At 75.3% G+C, this 17725-nt stretch carries 14 protein-coding genes; 9 read left to right on the top strand and 5 right to left on the bottom strand.

All coding sequences use genetic code 11. The annotated features are described in order from the left end of the window. From ACGFIO_RS27455 to ACGFIO_RS27440, 4 genes are read left to right on the top strand one after another with little or no spacing between them, the layout of a single operon-like run. Entirely contained in the window at positions 1 to 2193 is a 2193-nt protein-coding gene (locus ACGFIO_RS27455) for a hypothetical protein (protein ID WP_392829899.1), read from the top strand. Continuing rightward, positions 2190 to 3134 carry a hypothetical protein gene (locus tag ACGFIO_RS27450; protein WP_392829897.1) on the top strand — a complete coding sequence of 315 codons (945 nt, stop codon included), beginning with the start codon at positions 2190 to 2192 and terminating at the stop codon, positions 3132 to 3134. Before ACGFIO_RS27455 ends, ACGFIO_RS27450 begins: the two co-directional genes overlap by 4 nt. Next, entirely contained in the window at positions 3131 to 4228 is a 1098-nt protein-coding gene (locus ACGFIO_RS27445) for an ATP-binding protein (protein WP_392829895.1), read from the top strand. The genes ACGFIO_RS27450 and ACGFIO_RS27445 overlap by 4 nt, the downstream gene beginning before the upstream one ends. Then, a complete protein-coding gene (locus ACGFIO_RS27440) occupies positions 4225 to 5970 on the top strand; it encodes a hypothetical protein (protein WP_392829893.1) in 1746 nt (581 codons plus the stop codon). Before ACGFIO_RS27445 ends, ACGFIO_RS27440 begins: the two co-directional genes overlap by 4 nt. Position 5971: 1 nt before the next feature. Here ACGFIO_RS27440 and ACGFIO_RS27435 read toward each other — a convergent pair whose 3' ends face one another. The 3 genes from ACGFIO_RS27435 to ACGFIO_RS27425 all read right to left on the bottom strand — a co-directional run bounded on the left by ACGFIO_RS27435 (position 5972) and on the right by ACGFIO_RS27425 (position 11094). Then, a complete protein-coding gene (locus ACGFIO_RS27435) occupies positions 5972 to 6553 on the bottom strand; it encodes a hypothetical protein (RefSeq protein WP_392829892.1) in 582 nt (193 codons plus the stop codon). A 66-nt stretch (positions 6554 to 6619) separates the two neighbouring features. Further along, complete coding sequence (locus ACGFIO_RS27430; RefSeq protein WP_392829890.1) at positions 6620 to 8179, bottom strand: FAD-dependent monooxygenase; 1560 nt, start codon at positions 8177 to 8179, stop codon at positions 6620 to 6622. 44 nt (positions 8180 to 8223) lie between these two features. Then, complete coding sequence (locus tag ACGFIO_RS27425; RefSeq protein ID WP_392829889.1) at positions 8224 to 11094, bottom strand: AAA family ATPase; 2871 nt, start codon at positions 11092 to 11094, stop codon at positions 8224 to 8226. Positions 11095 to 11316: 222 nt separating this feature from the next. Here ACGFIO_RS27425 and ACGFIO_RS27420 point away from each other — a divergent pair, with 222 nt between their 5' ends. The 5 genes from ACGFIO_RS27420 to ACGFIO_RS27400 are packed head-to-tail and all read left to right on the top strand — an operon-like array spanning position 11317 to position 15796. Continuing rightward, positions 11317 to 11499, top strand: a complete 183-nt coding sequence (locus ACGFIO_RS27420) for a hypothetical protein (protein ID WP_392829887.1) — start codon at positions 11317 to 11319, stop codon at positions 11497 to 11499. Beyond that, positions 11499 to 12290, top strand: a complete 792-nt coding sequence (locus ACGFIO_RS27415; RefSeq protein ID WP_392829885.1) for a 2-amino-3,7-dideoxy-D-threo-hept-6-ulosonate synthase — start codon at positions 11499 to 11501, stop codon at positions 12288 to 12290. The genes ACGFIO_RS27420 and ACGFIO_RS27415 overlap by 1 nt, the downstream gene beginning before the upstream one ends. Beyond that, on the top strand, positions 12287 to 13408 hold the full coding sequence (locus ACGFIO_RS27410; protein WP_392829884.1) for a 3-dehydroquinate synthase II family protein: 1122 nt from the start codon (positions 12287 to 12289) through the stop codon (positions 13406 to 13408). The genes ACGFIO_RS27415 and ACGFIO_RS27410 overlap by 4 nt, the downstream gene beginning before the upstream one ends. Further along, entirely contained in the window at positions 13398 to 14696 is a 1299-nt protein-coding gene (locus ACGFIO_RS27405; RefSeq protein WP_392829882.1) for an AMP-binding protein, read from the top strand. Before ACGFIO_RS27410 ends, ACGFIO_RS27405 begins: the two co-directional genes overlap by 11 nt. Before the next feature lie 11 nt (positions 14697 to 14707). Continuing rightward, the gene (locus ACGFIO_RS27400; protein ID WP_392829881.1) at positions 14708 to 15796 is read left to right on the top strand and encodes an FAD-dependent monooxygenase; all 1089 of its coding nucleotides are present in this window, start codon (positions 14708 to 14710) and stop codon (positions 15794 to 15796) included. Here ACGFIO_RS27400 and ACGFIO_RS27395 read toward each other — a convergent pair. Beyond that, on the bottom strand, positions 15769 to 16890 hold the full coding sequence (locus ACGFIO_RS27395; protein WP_392829879.1) for a LuxR C-terminal-related transcriptional regulator: 1122 nt from the start codon (positions 16888 to 16890) through the stop codon (positions 15769 to 15771). The two genes, ACGFIO_RS27400 and ACGFIO_RS27395, sit on opposite strands and share 28 nt — an antisense overlap. 121 nt (positions 16891 to 17011) lie before the next feature. Then, positions 17012 to 17698, bottom strand: coding sequence for a hypothetical protein (locus ACGFIO_RS27390; RefSeq protein WP_392829877.1), 687 nt, complete (start codon positions 17696 to 17698; stop codon positions 17012 to 17014). Positions 17699 to 17725 lie beyond the last annotated feature (27 nt).

Raw genomic sequence — 17725 nt, 5'->3', positions numbered from 1 at the left:
ATGAGCGTGACGCTGATCGACCTGCGGCGCCGGGACACCTCGCCGCCGGACCGGCCGGACGGCCGGATGCTCGTCCTCGACGAGGCCGAGACGCTCCTCAAGCACGCCGACGTCTACCGCGACCTGATCGGCCGCCCGACGGTGTCCGGGCTGATCTGCGTGGCTGTCGGCGACGCCGGACCGGAGACGCTGGTCGACGGGGTGGCCCTGGCCGTGCCGGCCGCGCTGCGCCCGGACGGAGAGGCCCGCGGCGCCGTCGTGTGGGCCGGCGACCCGCACGGCCTGGACTGGGCGCCGCACGCCGCGCCGCACGTACCGGAGTCGCGGCGACCGGCGCTCGACGGCCTGATCGCCGCCCTGCGGGTGACCGAGGTGTTCGACGCGGTGCTGGCCGCCGCGGCCGAGATGCCGGGCTCGGTCGTCGGCCCGGCGGTCCGCCTGGCTCACGGCGCGGCCGGCGGCACGGCGGCCGGCGAGGTCGCGGCGGCCGCCGCCCGGTCGCTGTGCGAGCCCGGCGAGGGCGGCTCACCGGCGCTGCCGGCGGCCGCCCGCCGGGTCGACGCCGAGCACGACCCGGCCGGGCCGTTGCTGGCCCGGCCGATCGCCGGCCACGCCCGGGACGCCCGGCGGCGGGTCGACGACCTGATCGAGGTGGTCCGCAAGCTGGGCACCGGCTGGGCGCTGGTCGGCCCGAACCGGCCGACCGCCGTCGTCGGCGCCTCGATGCGCGAGTCGGCCCGGGCCACCGGTGCGTACCAGGCCGGGCTCGACCAGTTGCTCGGCGACATGGACGGGCACATCGAGGAGGGCCGGCCGCCGCTGACCGAGGTCCGCGCGCACGGGGTGGCCGAGCCGCAGCCCGCCCGCGAGCCGGAGATCCTGACCGGCCTGCACGAGCTGGTCGACCGGCGGCTGGGTCAGGACGTGACGTTTCCGGAGCTGGCGGCCGAGTTGCGGGCGGCCGCGGCGCACAGCGCGCCGCAGGGGGTCAGCGCCGTGCAGGAGCGGGTCCGCGCACTGCCGGCGTCGCCGGGCGCGCTGCCGAAGTTCCCGCGCCGGCCGCTGAGCCTGTGGACGCTGCCGCTGATCGCCCTCACGTGTCTGGCGGTGGTGCTGCTCAGCGGGCCGGGCACCGACTGGCTGCCGATGGGGCTGCTGCTGACGCTGGTCTGGACCGTCGCCGGGTGGGTGCTGCTGGCCCGCCGCCCGCTCGCGGCCGGGGAGCAGGGTTTCGGCCGTTCGGCGCGCGGGGCCTTCCTGACGTACGGGCTGAGCGGCCTGCTCGGGGTCGCGGCCGGATACGCGCTGCGCCAGAACCTGGATCCGCCGCGCCCGCCCTACCCGATGGCCCTGCTCGGCCTCCTCATGCTGACCGCGGTCGTCGTGGCGGTACGCGCCTGGCGTGCCGCCGTCCGCGACTGGAGCACCCGGCTGCCGCTCGCCCGGCTGCGGGCCGCGGTGACCACCATGGACGACGCCGCGGCGGAGGCGTGCGTGACCGAGTGGCAGCCGATGCGCCGCCGCCGCGCGATCGCCGGTGTGGCCGAGGCGGCCGCGGACGGCGTACAGGCGATCGGGGAGGTCCTCGACGCACAGGCCGCCGACCTGTTCCCGCCGCCCCGGCCCCGTCCGGCCGAGGACACCGACGCGCTGCCGGTGGTCGCCCTGCCGGAGTTGTTCCAGGTGGTCCGGGGTGACCTGGTCGACCTGGGCCGGACCGCGCTGGGCCCGGTCTGGTCGGCCGCCGGCGCGCCGTACAGGTCCGCCGACGCCGACGTCCGCCGCGAGTTCGGCCGGCTGCTCAAGCACTACCGGGAGCACGTCGACCGGCACGGCGTGCTCAGCCCGTTCAGCCCGGACGCCGACCCGGGACTGCGGCAGAAGCTGATGGCCCGGATCTGGAACCGCTCACCGGCGTGGCGGGCCGCCCTGGCCGGCCAGCCCGGCGACGAGCTGACCCAGCTCTGCCACGACGGTCAGCTGGCCTATCTCAGCCGGGCGGCGGAACCCCGGATGATCCGGTTCGCGCCGCACGGGTTACTCGAAGTGCTCCGGCGCGACGCCACCGACCAGCGGATCGCCGACGACCCCGGGGTCGTCTGGACCCGCAGCAGCGAACTGGTCGGTGTGCTGCGGCTGCTGCCGCTGCGGCCGGAGTCGATCCGGCACGGCTGGGACGGTGGTACGCCGTGACCACGGACGAGGTGATCTGCCGGAACCTCGACGGCGGCCGCCGCCGGGTGCGCCTGACCGGCACCGCCGGGTTCGCGTCGCCCGGATCGGTGCTGCGCCAGCGGCTCGTCACCACGGCCGGTGACGTTCCCCTGCTGTGCAAGTCGGTCCCGATCGAGGCCGGGCGCCGCGACCACCGGCTGTACGACATGCTCGACAACGAGATCCGGGTGCTGGCCCACCTGACCCGGGTGTACGGCGGCCGGGTCGGTGAGCTGCCCGTCCTGACCGGGTACAACGTGGACGTCGAGGAGCCGTTCGTGCTGCTGCGCCCGTACGCCGGGCAGCCGGCCACCGAGGCGATGAGGGTCCTGGACCAGGAGCGTAAGCGGCTGTTCCAGATCGGCATGCTGCGGGCGCTGCACGCGATCGCCGAGGCCGGCGTGGTGCACGGGGCGCTGAGCCTGGAGGCGATGCGGTGGAACGGCTCGGTCGTGCAGCTGACCGATTTCGAGTCGGCCCAGCCGGCCGGTGAGCCGCGGCGGTCGGGGATCGGTCCGCGGCAGTCGCCGGAACGCGTGCGGGGCACCGGCCCGGCCGACCCGCGGGACGACGTCTGGTCGGCCGCGGTGCTGATCCGGGAGCTGGTCCTGGGACCGCAGGCGGTCGCGGCGCCGGCCGACCTCAGCGGTGACCCGGAACGGCTGCGCCAGCGGCTGGGCGACGTCTTCCAGCCCGTCGACCGCCGGCCGACGGCCGCGGACCTGCTGACCCGGATGCGTGCGACGGTCCCGTCGCTGACCCGGGCCGATCCCGGGGCCGGCCTGGCCGACGGGTACCGGATGTTCGAGGAGGCGTGCCGGCGCAAGGGTGGCGTACCACCCGGCCATCCTCCGGAGGGAGCGCCGGCCCGGCGGCGCGGCTGGCGGCAACTACTGACCGGACGGGTGGACGCACGATGATCAACGGTGTCCCGAACGGTGCCCGGATCGTGCGCTGCCCGATCTGCGCGGACGACTTCTACTGGCCGGAGGCGGGCCCGGTGCTCGTGTTCGACCAGGACGCGGCCAAGTACCGGCCGCTCGACCCGAACCGGCTCGGCCCGGCCCGGCGGGCGGGCGCGCTGCGCGGCGGCTACATCCAGTGCCCGCACCCGGCCGGTGACATGGCGGCGCACTACCTGCCGGCCACCTACGCCGACTACCGGGACCCGCTGGTCGTGGGGCTGGTCGGCGCGCCCATGGCCGGGAAGACCCACCTGCTCACGGCGATGATCCGGGAGGCGTACCGGGGCGGGCTGGACCAGTACGGCATCCGTACGTCGGCCCTGGACTTCCGCGCCCACAACAGCTTCCTGGCCGACTTCGTCACGCCGTTCGAGCAGGGCACCGCGCTCGGCGGCACGGCGAACGGCCGGATCGAGGCCGCTGACATCCTGCTCGTCCGCGGGCCGGCCGGTGAGCGCCCGGTGCTGTTCTTCGACGTGGCCGGCGAGGACCTGGAGAGCACCGAGGCCCTCAACCGGTCCACCCGGTTCCTGCTCAGTGCCAACGCGGTCATCTTCGTGCACGCCATGGAGGACCCGGCCGAGGACGGCACCAACGGCGCGGTCAATCCGGCGTGGTCGTTCGAGCTCGCCGTCGAACGGCTCCTCGGTGTGGCCGGGAACGCCGAGCGGATCCCGGTCGCCATCGCCGTGACCAAGTCGGACCGGATGCGTTACACGCCGCCGGTCGACAGGTGGCTGCGGCGGGGCCCGGAACCCGCCCTGGACGCGGACCTGATCCGGGCCGAGAGCCGGGACGCGTACGCGTATCTGCAGCGGGCCGGCGCCGCGAGCTCCCTGCGGCCGTTCGACGCGTTCCGGCGTTGCACCCTGCATTTCGTCTCGGCGAGCGGCGGCGAGGCCAGCCCCGCCGAGCCCACGGGCCGGACCGGCGACTTCCGGTTCCCGCGCGGCGTCCGGCCCGCCCATGTCCTGGCGCCGCTGATCGCGATCCTCGCGATGGCCGGCGTGATCGCGGGCCCGGAGGCCGGAAAGGTGGGTCGGCCATGACCGGCCAGATCGATCAGCGACGACTCGACCAGGTGTTCTTCGGCTGGTCCCCGCGCGACGGCCGGCTCACCGTGCTGGCCGAGACCTTCGGCCGGCCGGACGAGCACCGCCGCTGGCTGCACCGCCTCCAGTCGCGCATCCGGCTGCAGCGGGTCGCGGGCGCCGCCGTCCCGGACGCCGCGGTCTCCTACTTCCGGTTCCCGGACGGGAACGCCGTGCTGCTGCGCCGGGTCAACACCGGGGTCACCTCCGGCCGCAACAACTCGCACGCGCTGATCGGGCCGGCCGAGCTGCTCACCGCCCGGACCGCGCTCGGGCTGTCGTTCTGGAAGGGGTGGCGCGACGACCTGGCCGGCACCGGGCCGCTGGAGCCGCTGCTGGTCGGCGAGGGGCGGATCACCGAACCGGCCGCGGAGGCCGACCGGATCCTCTACCCGAAAGCGGCGGGTGCCACGGCGACGCTGGTGCGAATCCTGGCCGCCCGGCTGGCCGACCCGGCCCGGCCGATCAGCGTCGTCGGCTGTCCCGAGGACCAGAAGAAGGCGATGATCTGGGCGCTGACCGAGATCGCGGCGCGGACCGGCCTGGGACCGCCGGAGCCGACCTTCTCCACCTACGAGGACCGGCACGACGACGGGGTCGAGCTCGCGCCGCACCTGCTGTTCCTGCCGGCGCGGCCGTACGAGCGGGCCGAGGTCAGCCGGACCGTCGTCGACGTGGAGGAACCGGCGCCCGCGGGACCGTACCTGGAGAGCGCCCAGCGACTGGCCCAGCAGCTCGCCGGCCGCACCTTGGGCCGGCCGCCGCAGGCGTCACCGCCGTCACCACCGCCGATCACCTCGCCGGTGGCAGCGCGGCGCGACCCCCCACCGGCGGCCTCCCCGACGGCGGAGCAGCGGCTGGCGGCCGGCCTGTGCGCGGCCCGGACGCCGGCCGACGTCGATCGGGCGCTGGCCGACCTGGAACGGCTCCCGTCCGGGCGGCGGCACCTGGTGCGGGCGGCGCTCGACCCGGGGACCCTGGAAGCCGCGGCGCTGCGGATCGAGACGACGTTCCGGCAGGCGCTGCTGCGGCTGGCCGAGGCCGCGTACGGGCGCGACCTGCAGGACCTCGACGACCAGCAGGCGCAACGACACGCCCTGGAGGTGGTGCGGACCGGCGCCTCGGACGAGCTCGCCGTCATCATCGGCGGCTCGGTGGCGGCCGCGCGAACCCCGATCCCGGCGGCGGCGGTCAAACGCTGGACCGGCCGGCCGGGTGAGCCCGGCACCGGGCTGTGGCGCCGGCCGCGGGCCGACGGACGCGGCCGCTACCTGCCCCTGGTGCTGGCGGCCGCTTTGGCGGGCCTGCTCGGCGCGGCCTTCCTCGGCGGTCTGGCGCTGGGCCGGGGCGACGACGCGACGGCCCGACCGCCGCTCCCGCCGCCTCCGGTCGGGCGGACGGCCGCGGTGCCCGGGGGCGGGACCGCGGGCGGTTTCACCACTATTCCCGGGGTGGATCCGGAGCGGGTCACCGTGGTCGCGTTCCGGCCCGGCCCGGACGCCCGGATGCGGCCACTGGGACCCTGCGTCGGCGGGGCCGGCGACCTGTGGTTCTGCCCGAGCCGTGGTGACCTGCCGCCGCAGCCGAACGCCGAGCTGGTGGCCTACGCGATCGATCGGAAGGTGGCCGAGGACGTGCTCAAGACACCGGACGCGCAGACACCCACGCCGCAGTGGGGTGAGCAGCACCGCGTGTGGTGACTCAGCGCGCCGCGCCCCGCAGCAGCTCGGTGAGGATGCTCTCGGCCCGGGTCGCGGCCAGCCGCCCCCGGTTCAGCAGGGTCAGGTCCTCGACGGCGCACGCGGGCGGCCGGTACGCGTTCGCGGCCGCCAGCCGCGGGTGCGTGCCGGCCCAACCGGCCAGGGCGCCGACCAGCCGCGCCTCGGTCGGACGCTCGGCGTACCCCTGCCGGTCGGGCCAGAACGACCACACCTTGGTCTCGTCGATGAGCTGCTCGATCGGATCCGGCCGGCGGTAGCGCAACGCGATCTCGTACGAGCGCAGCGTCCCCTCGTCGATCAGCGCGCTGACCATGCCGTGCCGGGCGCGCTGCCCCGCCACCTCGTAGAACGTGCTCCGGCTGCCCCGCGGGCGGGCCGCGTCGACGATCGCCCGCCAGGACAACGGCGAGCCGGGGGTGGCGTCGAGCAGCTCGGCCACGGCCCGGTAGTAGATGACCTTGGTCTGCCAGTGCGTATTGCGCGGGCTGGGGTTCTCGGCGAGCCGCGTGTACCAGGCGGCGATCGTGGCACATCCGAGATCCGCGTTGATCGTCGTTGACATCGTCCCTCTGTCCAATCCAGATCGATGGGAGACGTCGAGCGTGCCCGCCGGCACCGGCCGGGCACATCACGTGTTCTCGTACACCTGGGTCTCCAACGGACGGGACCGGGTGCCGGTGACGAGGTCGAGCACGTCGTCACAGTCGGCCGGCAGGTCGTCGCCGCACCAGGCCACCCGCTGGCCGGGCTGGATCAGCACGAGCCGGCCGGACCAGGCCGGTGGCGTCGGCACACCGGCCACCGGCAGGTGACGGACCGGGAGCCGGCGTTCCCGGGCGGCCGTCACCAGGGGCCAGCCGCGCTGGTCGGACGTGCTGTCGACCAGGGTGAACTGCGGTCCCAGCCGGTCGAAGAGCTCCTCGCCGCCGGGCAGCCGGAACGCCGGCGGGCGGAATCCGGGCCGGCCGGCCTGATCCGCGGGCCCGGTGCGGTTCAGGTCCAGTCGTGGCGCCCACGCTCGTACCGCCTCGGCCAGTTCCTCCGGGTCGGGCTCGGACGCGGCCAGGCTCAGCAGCTCGACCCGCGTACGCCGCGCCCGGCCGGCCTGTTCCCGCTCGCGCAGCGCGTGCCCGCGGCGCTCGACCGCGTATTCCGCCAGCACCGCCTCGCCGGCCCAGCCCCGCACCGCGCCGGCCAACCGCCAGCCCAGGTCGATCGCGTCGCCGACACAGGAGTCGACGTCGTCGCCGGGCAGTACCGCCTGGTGCGCGGCCGATCCGGCCAGGAAGACCCGGCCCCGGCGGTACGAGCGGGCGACCGCCGGCTCGCCGCCCCGCTCGACCACGGCCACGACCTCGGACGGTTCCCCGGCCGGGCTCAGCCGCCGGGCCAGCAGGCCGGCCGGATCACCGAGCACGGCCTGCGCGCCGGCCGTCAGCGGCAGGTGCGCCACGCACAGGTCACCGTCGTACCCCGCGACCACGGTCAGGTCGCCGGTGATCACGGCGGCGGGCCGCTCCCACCGGCCGGCCAGTGACGCGTTACGGAAGTAGACGCTCAGGTGCGGGTAGGCCGGGCCGACCGGATCGAGGGCGAGGCCCGCGCACCGCCGGACGGTGCTGTCGGCGCCGTCGCAGCCGGCCAGGTAGGCCGCCTCGACGATCTGCCGGGCGCCCGACTCGGCGGCGATCACGGTGGCCAACACGGTGTCGGTCTCGACGCGCAGGTCGGTGAGGGTCCAGCGGGTACGCAGGTCGATCAGCGGGTGGTCGAGCACGGCCCGGCGTAATCGGGCGCTCAGCTCCGGGCCGGAGATGACCAGGTACGGCTCGATCGAGGTGGTGCCGTCGCCGGTGCCGGCGGCCGCCCACAGCTCGGCGACCGGTGGCATCCGCCAGGCCACGATCGGCGGCCGGTCGAGCCCGGTGCTCCAGACGATGTCGACCGGGCGGGCCGGGTCGGTCCCGGCCGCGCGCAGTTCCGCGTTCAGGCCGAGCCGCCGCAGCAGCTCCATGCTGCGCCCGCTGAGCAGCAGCAGGTCGGGGAACCGGCCCGGGCCGCCGGAACGCTCCACCACCATGCTCGGTACGCCATGCCGGGCGAGCTCCAGAGCCGTCAGCGAACCGGAGACGCCGGCCCCGGCGAGAAGCACCGGGGTACGGGACGTGAGACGGGATGCGGTGGGCACCCTGCCATGTTCGTCCGCCGGAGAGTCGCCCGTACATCACGTGTTCACGTGGTTGGCGGGCACTCGCGGGCGACGATCGCGGCCAGCTCGGCGCGGCGCCGGATCCCGAGCTTGGCGAAGATGTTTCGCAGATGGGCGTCCACAGTGTGCTTGGAGATGATCAGCCGCTCGGCCACCTCGATGTTGGTCCGGCCGGCGCCGACCTCGCGGGCGACCCGGCGCTCGGCCGGCGAGAGCGCCGGAAGGCACGGCGTGGGGGCGGGGACCGGCTCCGGCGCGGGGGTGCCCCAGGCCGCGAGCATCTCTTCGAGCCGCCGCCGGGGCTGCTCGGCCCCGAGCTCGACCACAATGGACAACGCCTCCTGGCCCCAGGAACGGACCTCCCGGTCGAGCCGGTCGTTCGCCGTGGCCCGGCCCAGCACCGCCGCGTCCTCGAGCGCGGCCGCCCGGGCCAGCGGACGGCCGGCCCGCCGGAACTCGTCGGCCGCCCGGCGCAACGCGTCGAGGTCGCCGTCGAGCAGGCCGGATGCGTGGGCCGCGGCCCCGGCAGCCGCGTGCGAGCCGGGGTTCCGCGCGGCGAGGTCGCCGGCGACCCGGACGACCCGGGCCGCCGTGCCGCGGTCGCCCCGGCCGGCGGCGATACGGACCAGTTCGGCCGCCGCGGCCGGGTCGGAGGCGAGCAGCGACGGACGCGCCGGCAGCAACGCGTAGAAGTCACGGAGCAGGGCGTACGCCGCCGCTCGGCCGTCGGTCGCGTCGAGCAGGACGGCCTCGGCCCACAGCACGTCCTCGGGCACCGCTGTCACCCCGTCGGCGGCCAGCCGGCGGACCCGATCGAGATAACCACCGGCGGCGTCCAGGTCACCGCGCAGCACGGCCAGCCGCAGCGACATGCCCAGCAGCGGCATGGCCAACGCGTTGGCGTCGTGCTGCTCGGCCACGGCCAGACCGGACTCGGCCTCGGCCATCGCCTCCTCGAGCCGGCCCCGGGCGTGCAGCAGGGCGGTCTGGAAGTGATGCCAGAGCGGGTCGGCCCAGGCCGAGCCGGAGCGGTCGGACTCCCGCCGCCCGGCCCGGATCACCTGTTCGGCCTCGTCGAAGCGGTCGAGGGCGATCAGCGCGGCGCTCAGCCAGATCCGCGGGTGCCGGTGCACCGCCTCGCCGCCGCGCTCGTCGGCCAGGTCGGTGGCCGCGCGGGCGTGGGCCAGCGAGTCGGCCAGCCGGCCCTCGGCGAACGCGACCAGGCTGCGTCCGGACCGGCCGAACACCGCGGCGCCGTACTCGCCGCTGCTGCGGCCCAGGGCGTCCGAGCGGGCGCCGGAGTCGTCGGCGCCGGCCAGGTCGCCGAGATAGCACAGGGCGTGGGCGCGGACGGCGTGCAGCCGGGCCTGGACGCCGGGGGAGAGGCCGTCGTGCCGCAGGGCGTCGTCGGCGTACGAGACCGACATCCGGTTCAGCCCGCCGTGCTTGCACGCCTCGGCCAGGCCGACCAGCAACGTCGCCTCGGCCTCGGGGCTGAGCCCGGCCGCGAGCGCCTCGGTGCCCAGTTCCCGGGCCTCGGTCAGGCGGGCCGCCGACGCCAGCAGGCCGACGGTGTCGGCGATCAGCGGGGGCCGTTCGGGGTCGTCCTTGGGCACCAGGTCCAGTGCCCGCAGCATGACGTCGGCGGCGGCGCCGGGTGCGGCCCGGGCCATCTCGCGCGCCATCGAGCGGACCATCCGGACCGTGTCCGACGCGCCCGCCCGGCCGCTCTCGAGCTGGTGTTCGGCCACCTCGAGGGCGGGCCGGCCGGTGTCCGAGGTGATCACCGCGACCTCGCGGTGCAGTTGTTCGCGGACCGGCCGGTGCAGCGTGCTGTACACCGCCTGCCGGACCAGGTCGTGCGCGAAGACGAGACCGCCCAGGGTGTCCTCGACCAGGAACTCGGCCATCGCCTCGCCGATCAGCGGATAGAGCTCGGCGGCCGGTTTGCCGGAGAGCCGGGACAGCTCGTCGAAGCCGAACGGCCGGCCGAACACCGACGCCGTGCGCAGCACCCACTGGGCCGGCTCGGACACCGAGCCGAGGACCTCGCGGACCGACTCGACGAAGCTGGACGGCAGGTCGTCGCCGACCACCGAGCCGTGACCGCCGGCCACGACCAGCTGCCCGGTCGTGGTCAGGGCCTTGAGTAGTTGCTCGGTCCGCAGCGGGTTGCCGAGGCAGGAGACCGCGAGCGCGACAACGGTGTTGTCCACGGCGGCGCCGACCACGTCCGCGCTGAGCCGGGCGATGGCCTCCTCGCGGAGCGGTTCGAGGCGGATCGGCGCGGTGTCGTTGCGCTGCAGCCAGCGCATCAGCTGCCGCCCGGCGGTGTCCCGGTCGTCCTCGGCGCCGGCCGGGCGATAGCCGAAGAGCCAGCGCACCGGGGTGGAGGCGAGCGCCGGCAGCAGTTCCCGGATGGCGAGCGCGCTGAGCTCGTCGATCCACTGTGCGTCGTCGATGACGATCAGCAGGGGGCGGTCGGAGGCGGCCCGCTCCAGCGACTCCCGCAGCCGGTGCAGGGTGCCGAGCGGGTCGACCGGCGCCGGGTCGGTCCGCTGCCGCTCGCCGGGCGGGAACGGTGCCGGCGGCGGCTTCTCGTGCGGCGCGAGCTGGGCCAGCCAGGCGAACTCGGTGGCCGGTGGCGCGCTGTCGCGCAGGGCGCCGGCCAGGGTGATCAGCGGCACCGCGCGGTCATAAGTGAACGCCTCCCGGGCGGCGACCGTGATGCCGCGCTCGGTGGCGAGATCGATGGCGTGGTGCAGGAGCCGCGACTTGCCGATGCCGGCCGGGCCGGTCAGCACGTGCCGGCCGCCGGCGCCGGCCGCGGTGTCGTCCAGGATCCGGGTCAGCATCGCGATCTCCGGCTCACGGCCGTACAGACGCCAGCTCATGACCGTGCATTTCCCGAGGTGATCTCCATTTACCGATTCTGCTCGTCGTCGGTTGTCGCCGGATCCCCCGTGGCGGCGCGATATCAAGCCGAATCCATGTCTATCACAGAACGTAAGTCGGCGCACCGAGCGCGGATTGTCCAACGGGCCGCCCGAGGGTACGCAGTGCGTTCGGGTCGGCCGGAGCCCTTGCGGGACAACGAATAGTCATCCGTCCGGGCGATGACGCGCAACTACTCGTTCGAGCAGCGCAATTGGCCGCCGGCCCGATGGATCGGCGTTGACCTGGGCTTTATCGAAATTGTCACGACCGCTGCTCATTCAAGCAGTGGAGCACCCGGAGTCGACGCCGATAACGTCGGCCCGGCAACTGTGCAATACGACTTGAGAAATGAGGTGTTGTGATGTACGGAAACGAATCGTTCGGGCGGCGGCTACGGCTGAGCGGTCTGGCCCGGCGCGGCGGCTCGGGCCTGCTCCTGGTGCCGCTCGACCACGCCGTGACCACCGGCCCGCTGGGCATCGGCGGCGATCTCGACTCGCTGGTGGAACGGCTGGCCGAGCACGGTGCCGACTCCGTCGTGGTGCACAAGGGCGCGGCCCGGCGGATCCGCCCCGGCCGGTTCCGTGAGCTCGGGCTGATCGTGCAGCTCAACGCGAGCACCACGATGGCGGCCGACCCGGACGCCAAGTTCCCGGTGGCCACCGTCGAGGAGGCGCTGCGGCTCGGCGCCCACGGCGTCAGCCTGCAGGTGAACGCCGCCTCGCTGACCGAGGCGGCGCAGATCGCCCACCTGGCCGGCGTGGCCGAGGCCTGCGACCGCTGGTCGGTGCCGCTGCTGGCGATGATGTACGTGCGCGGCCCGGCCGTCCGCGACGGCCGGGCGCCGGCCCTGGTCGCGCACGCCGTCCAGGTCGCCGCGGAGCTGGGCGCCGACCTGGTCAAGACCGCGCTGCCGGACGACGAGGAGGCCACCGCACGGATCCTGGCCCAGGCCGGCGTGCCGGTGCTGGCGGCCGGCGGGGTGCCGCGGCCCGATCCGGACGCGGTCCTGGGCCGGATGGCGGCGGCGATGCGGGCCGGTGCGGCCGGGGTCGCGGTCGGACGCGCGGTGTTCACCGCCGCCGACCCGGCGGCCATGGTCCGCCGGCTGGCCACGATCGTGCACGACCGCGCCCCGGTGGCCGTCCGATGAGCGCCGGGACGTCAGGCCGCCAGTGCTGGCTGGACCTGCGTGAGGCCGGCGCGTGGCGGCGGGAGGCGGCCGAGGAGGCCGTGCACCTCCGGTTCGACGCGATCGTCGCCGACGATCCGGCCGATCTGGCCGGGCTGCCCCCGACCGTGTCCCGGGTCCTGGCCGTGACCTCGGCCGACCTGCCGGCCGAGGTGGGCCAGGCCGACCTGGTGCTGGTCGACCCGGAACGGCACGGTGACCCGGCCCGGCTCGCCGCCGCCCGCCCCGGTGTCCGGTTCGGCAGCCGGGTGGACGTGGTCGACGCGGAGAGCCTGCGGCGGGCGTGCGAGCGGGTCCGTCGCGACGAGCTCACCGTGCTCAAGTTTCACGACCCCACGCACATACCCCTGGAGATCGTGCTGGCGGCGGCCGACGGCGCGGACGGCCGGATCATCACCGAGGTCGGCTCGATCGACGAGGCGGCCGTGCACCTGACCGTGCTGGAGCGCGGGCCGGACGGTGTCATGCTGCGACCCGGCGGCCCCGGCGACGCCACCAAGCTCACCGAGGTGGTCCGGACCCAGTCGCCCGACCTGAACCTGGTCACGCTGACCGTCACCGAGGTGCGACACGTCGGCGCGGGCGAACGGGCCTGTGTGGACACCTGCTCGTACCTGAACCCGGACGAGGGGATCCTGGTCGGATCGCGGTCCCGGGGGCTGGTGCTCTGCGTCAGCGAGACGCACCCCCTGCCGTACATGCCGATGCGGCCGTTCCGGGTCAACGCCGGAGCCGTCATGTCCTACACGATGGCCGACCACGAGCGCACCCGGTACCTGTGCGAGCTGCGGGCCGGCGCGACAGTGCTGGCGGTCCGCGCGGACGGGCGGACCCGGCCGGTGACGGTCGGCCGGGTCAAGATCGAGACGCGGCCGCTGCTCGCGATCGACGCGGTCGCGCCCGGCGGCGAGCGCCTCAACCTGATCGTGCAGGACGACTGGCACGTCCGGGTGCTCGGGCCGGGCGGGGTGGTGCTCAACTCGACCGAACTCGGGCCGGGCGACGAGATCCTCGGCTACCTGCCGGGCCGGGAACGCCACGTCGGCTACCCGATCGACGAGCTCTGCCATGAGCTCTGACGCGCCGCCGGCCACCCGCCGGATCGGGGAGTGGGACAGCTTCGCCGGGCTGATCGCCCGGCAGGACGCGCTGCTGCCGGCCGCGCTGGCGGCGGCCGGCCGCTCGCCGTTCTATCGGCGGCGCCGTGACGGTGTGCCGGCCGACCGGGCCGAGCTGGCCCGATATCCGCTCACCGGCAAGGACGACCTGCGCGACGCGTACCCGTTCGGGATGCTCGCGGTGGACCGGTCCCGGCTGGCCACCTACCACGAGTCCAGCGGCAGCACCGGGACGCCGACGTCGTCCTACTACACCGCCGGGGACTGGGCCGAGCTGATCGACCGGTACGCCCGGACCCGGGTGGACATCCGGCCGGCGGACACCTTCCTGGTCCGTACCCCGTACGCCCTGATGCTCACCGGTCACGTCGCACACCAGGCCGCCCTGGCCCGGGGCGCGACGGTGGTGCCGGCCGACAACCGGTCGCTGGCCACCCCGTACGCGAAAGTGGTCCGTCTGATCCACGACCTGGACGTGACGCTGACCTGGTCGCTCCCGACCGACACGCTGCTCTGGGCGGCCGCGGCCGGACACGCCGGTCTGCGCCCCGAGCGCGACTTCCCGGCCCTGCGCGCGCTGCTCGTCTCCGGCGAACCGCTGAGCCCGGCCCGCCGCGACCGGATCGCCCGGCTCTGGGGCGCCCCGGTGGTCGAGGAGTACGGCGCGAGCGAGACCGGTGGGCTGGCCGGCGCCTGCCCGCACGGCCACCTGCACCTGTGGGCCGACCGCGCGATCTTCGAGGTGTACGACCCGGCGACCGGCCGGATCAGCACCGAGGGCACCGGCGAACTGGTGGTGACACCGCTGTTCCGGGAGGCGATGCCGCTGCTGCGCTATCACATCGGCGACCGGGTCGAGGTCACCTGGCGGGACTGCCCGTGCGGTTGGCGGCTGCCGGTCGTCCGGGTGCTGGGCCGGTTCGCCGGCCCGGGCGGCCTGACCACGGTCGGGCTGGAGGACGTGGTGTTCCGGCTTCCACCGGAGTACGGCGTGCTGTTCTGGCGGGCCCGCGAGCAGGGATCCGGGCTGGACGTGCAGATCGAGGTCGCCCCGGAGCACGGTGCCGCCGCGGTCAAGGAGCTCACCGCGGCCGTCGGCGGCGCCTTCGACATCGACGTACGGGTCGAGGCGATGCCGCCCGGCGCCCTGGTACCGGCCCGGGTGCTGACGGCCGGGCCCGAGGTGATGAAGCCGCGTGGCCTCTTCGCCGCGGGCGAGGACTGGGACCGGGCACTCCGCTACTACTGAAGGGATCGGCCGTGCGGAAGGTCGCGATAGTCGGCGCGGGCGTCGGTGGTCTCGTCACCGCCATCGCTCTGGCCCGCCGGAACATCGAATGCGCCGTGTACGAGCGGCACCAGCGCCGGCCCGGCGACGGCGCCGGCCTCCAGCTGTCCCCGAACGCGACAGCCGTGCTGCACGATCTGGGCGTGGTCCTGCCGGACGCGGTGCGGCCGGTCGGCCGGGAGCTGCGCCGCTGGCGTGACGACACGGTGATCGGCCGCACCGACCTGGGCGGCTACGGCGCGCCCTACCTGACGGTGCGGCGCGGCTCGCTGATCCGGGCCCTGCACGACGCGACCGGGCCGGGCGTCGTGCGGTCCGGCCGGAGGTGTACCGCGGCCGGCGCGGACGGGGTGCTGACCTTCGCCGACGGCAGCACCATCCGGGCCGACGCCGTGGTCGGCGCGGACGGCCTGCGTTCGGTGGTCCGCGCCGCGGTGACGCCGGACCGGCCGGAGCCCAGCGGCTGGGTCGCCTTCCGCGCGGTGCTGCCGGCCGCCGTGGCCCGGCCGTTCGTCGTCACCGACCGGGTCGTGGTCTGGCTGGGGCCGGCCCGGCACTGCGTCGCGTACCCGATCGACGGTGGCCGTTCCGTCAACCTGGTGGTCGTGGCCCCGGCGCCGGCCGAACCCGCCGACGGCCGGCCGGCGGGTCTCACCGGCTGGCATCCGGCGGTGCGCGGGCTGATCGACGCGGCCGCCCGGTTCGACCGCCGTGAGCTGGTCGAGGGCACGGGCGGCGGCCGCTGGCACCGCGGGCGGGTCGTGCTCATCGGCGACGCCGCGCACGCGATGCTGCCCTTCGCCGCGCAGGGCGCGGCCCAGGCGATCGAGGACGCGGTGACGCTGGCCGGTTGCGCCGGTCACGCCGACCCCTTCACCACCTTCGACCGGGTACGCCGTGAGCGCGTCACCCGGGTCGTCGAGGCGTCCCGGGCCGGCCTGGCCGGACATCACCTCCCGGACGGCGCCGAGCAGCGGCGGCGGGACCGGGCGATCGCCCGGACTCCGCCGGCGGCCCTCGACTGGCTCTACCGTCATCGTGCCGTCGCCGTGTCCTGCTGACCGCTCTCGGGCCGGCTCCGCAGTCGTGACGCCAGCTCGACCCGCGACGCCAGCCCGAGCTTCCGGAAGATCTGGCGCAGGTGGTAGTTGACGGTGTGCGGTGAGCGGCCCAGGCGGTTGGCGATCTGCCGGTTGGTCAGCGCCTGCCCGACCAGCTCGGAGATCTCGAGCTCGCGGTCGGACAGCAGGCTCCAGCCGTCCGTGGCCGGGCGGTGCCGCTCGTCCACCGCGGCCGTGGTCCGCCGGTGGCGGCGGGCGCCCGGTTTCGGCCGGCCGGCGTCGCGGAGGGCGGCGACCACCGCCCGGGGCATCGACTCCTCGACGATCGGGCGGACCAGATCGTGGCTGAACGACAGGGAGGCACCGGAGCTGACGAAGATGCCGGCGTCGAGGATCTCCTCGAGGTCGGGCACCAGCGCGATCAGGTCCCGGCCGACCAGCCCGCTGAGCCGGTCCGGTGGGATCGGCGACGGCAGCGTGGTCGCCGCCTGCACCACGTGGCGGGCCGAGGGGGACAGTGCCGCGAACCGGTCGGCCAGCCGCCGCCGGGTGGCATCGGGCAGCCGGACCGCGACGGTTCCGGCGATCCCGCCGCTGACCAGGAGCAGGCCCTCGGCCCGGAGCTCGTCGAGCAGGCGCACGATCGCGCCCGGCCGCCCCGCCGCCACCCGGACCAGGTCGAGCAGGCGGTCGCCCGGCCTCGCCCCGGCCAGGCCGGCGACCAGCCGCCGGACGTCGCCCGGCGGCAGCGGCCCGAGCCGGATCCGGTGCACGTCGGCGGTGATCCGATCGAACACCGGCGCCCCGGTCGTCACCACCAGCAGCCCGGCCGCCGCCGCGAGCCGGTCGGGCTCGGCCAGGCCGGGCTGTTCCACCGGCCGGTCGGTGACGACGACACATCCGCGGCCGGTCACCACCGAGGCGCCGAGCCGTAGCCCGGCCGCGGCCATCTCGGCCAGCAACCGGTCCCGGCCGGCCTCCGGCGGCCCGTCGACGACGAGCAGGACTGGTCGGCCGGGCCGGGCCCGACCGGCCAGAGTGACGAATTGCCGCAGCTCACGATCCCGGCCGACCAACGGGGGCAGATGCTTCATCGGTTCCTCCAAGGTCTGAGGACCCGATGGTGGGGTCTGCCGCCGGCCCGAACCGGCTACAAGTAGGGCATTGGCCGAATCGCCGGGTCGGCCATCCAACACCGGCCGGTGCCGGCCCGCCTCAGAGCGGGTCGACGGCCTGGTAACCGCCGGTCGTGACCCGGTCGGTCCAGCGGTGGCCGTCCCACCACCGGCGCTGGTAGCGGCCGGTCGGGTCGTTCTGCCACGACGCCTGCGGCAGGACCGGGCCCCCGGCACGGGCCGGACTCGGCCCCGCATACGCCGGATACCCCGACGGCTGAATCGGATGGCCCGGCGACCGCGCCGGATACCCCGACGGCTGAATCGGATAGCCCGGCGACCGCGCCGGATCGGCCGAGGGCTGAGCCGGATAGGCGGAGGGGTGCGCCGGATAGGCCGGTGAGTGCGCCGCTTGGGCCGGCGGGTGAGCCGGTGCCGGCGGCGGGCCGGCGAAGGTGGGCCGGGCGGCGCCGTGCTGGTTGCGGATCCGGAAGATCAGCGACCAGGCGCCGAGCAGGATGTAGAAGCCGATCCACGAGGTCAGCTTGACCAGCATCAGGAAGAGCCACACCGCGACCGGGACCCGGAACGACCACAGGCCGCCGGGGCTGTCCGGCGGGTCGAGGAACGCGGGCGCGCTCAGCACCAGGCCGATGCCCAGCGCGACCAGCCAGACCAGGACCCCGGCGAGGAAGGCGCCGGAGTCGCCCGTGGACATCGCCATCGCCGCCATCAGCGTGGCCCCGCCGACGCACATGGTGGCCGACCAGAGCAGGAACTTTCGCACGTGCCGCGCCTTTCGCGATCGATCCGG

Origin of the sequence: Actinoplanes sp. NPDC049265, assembly GCF_043197135.1 — a bacterium.
Lineage (GTDB): Bacteria > Actinomycetota > Actinomycetes > Mycobacteriales > Micromonosporaceae > Actinoplanes.
This window is presented reverse-complemented; position numbering and strand designations above follow the sequence as displayed.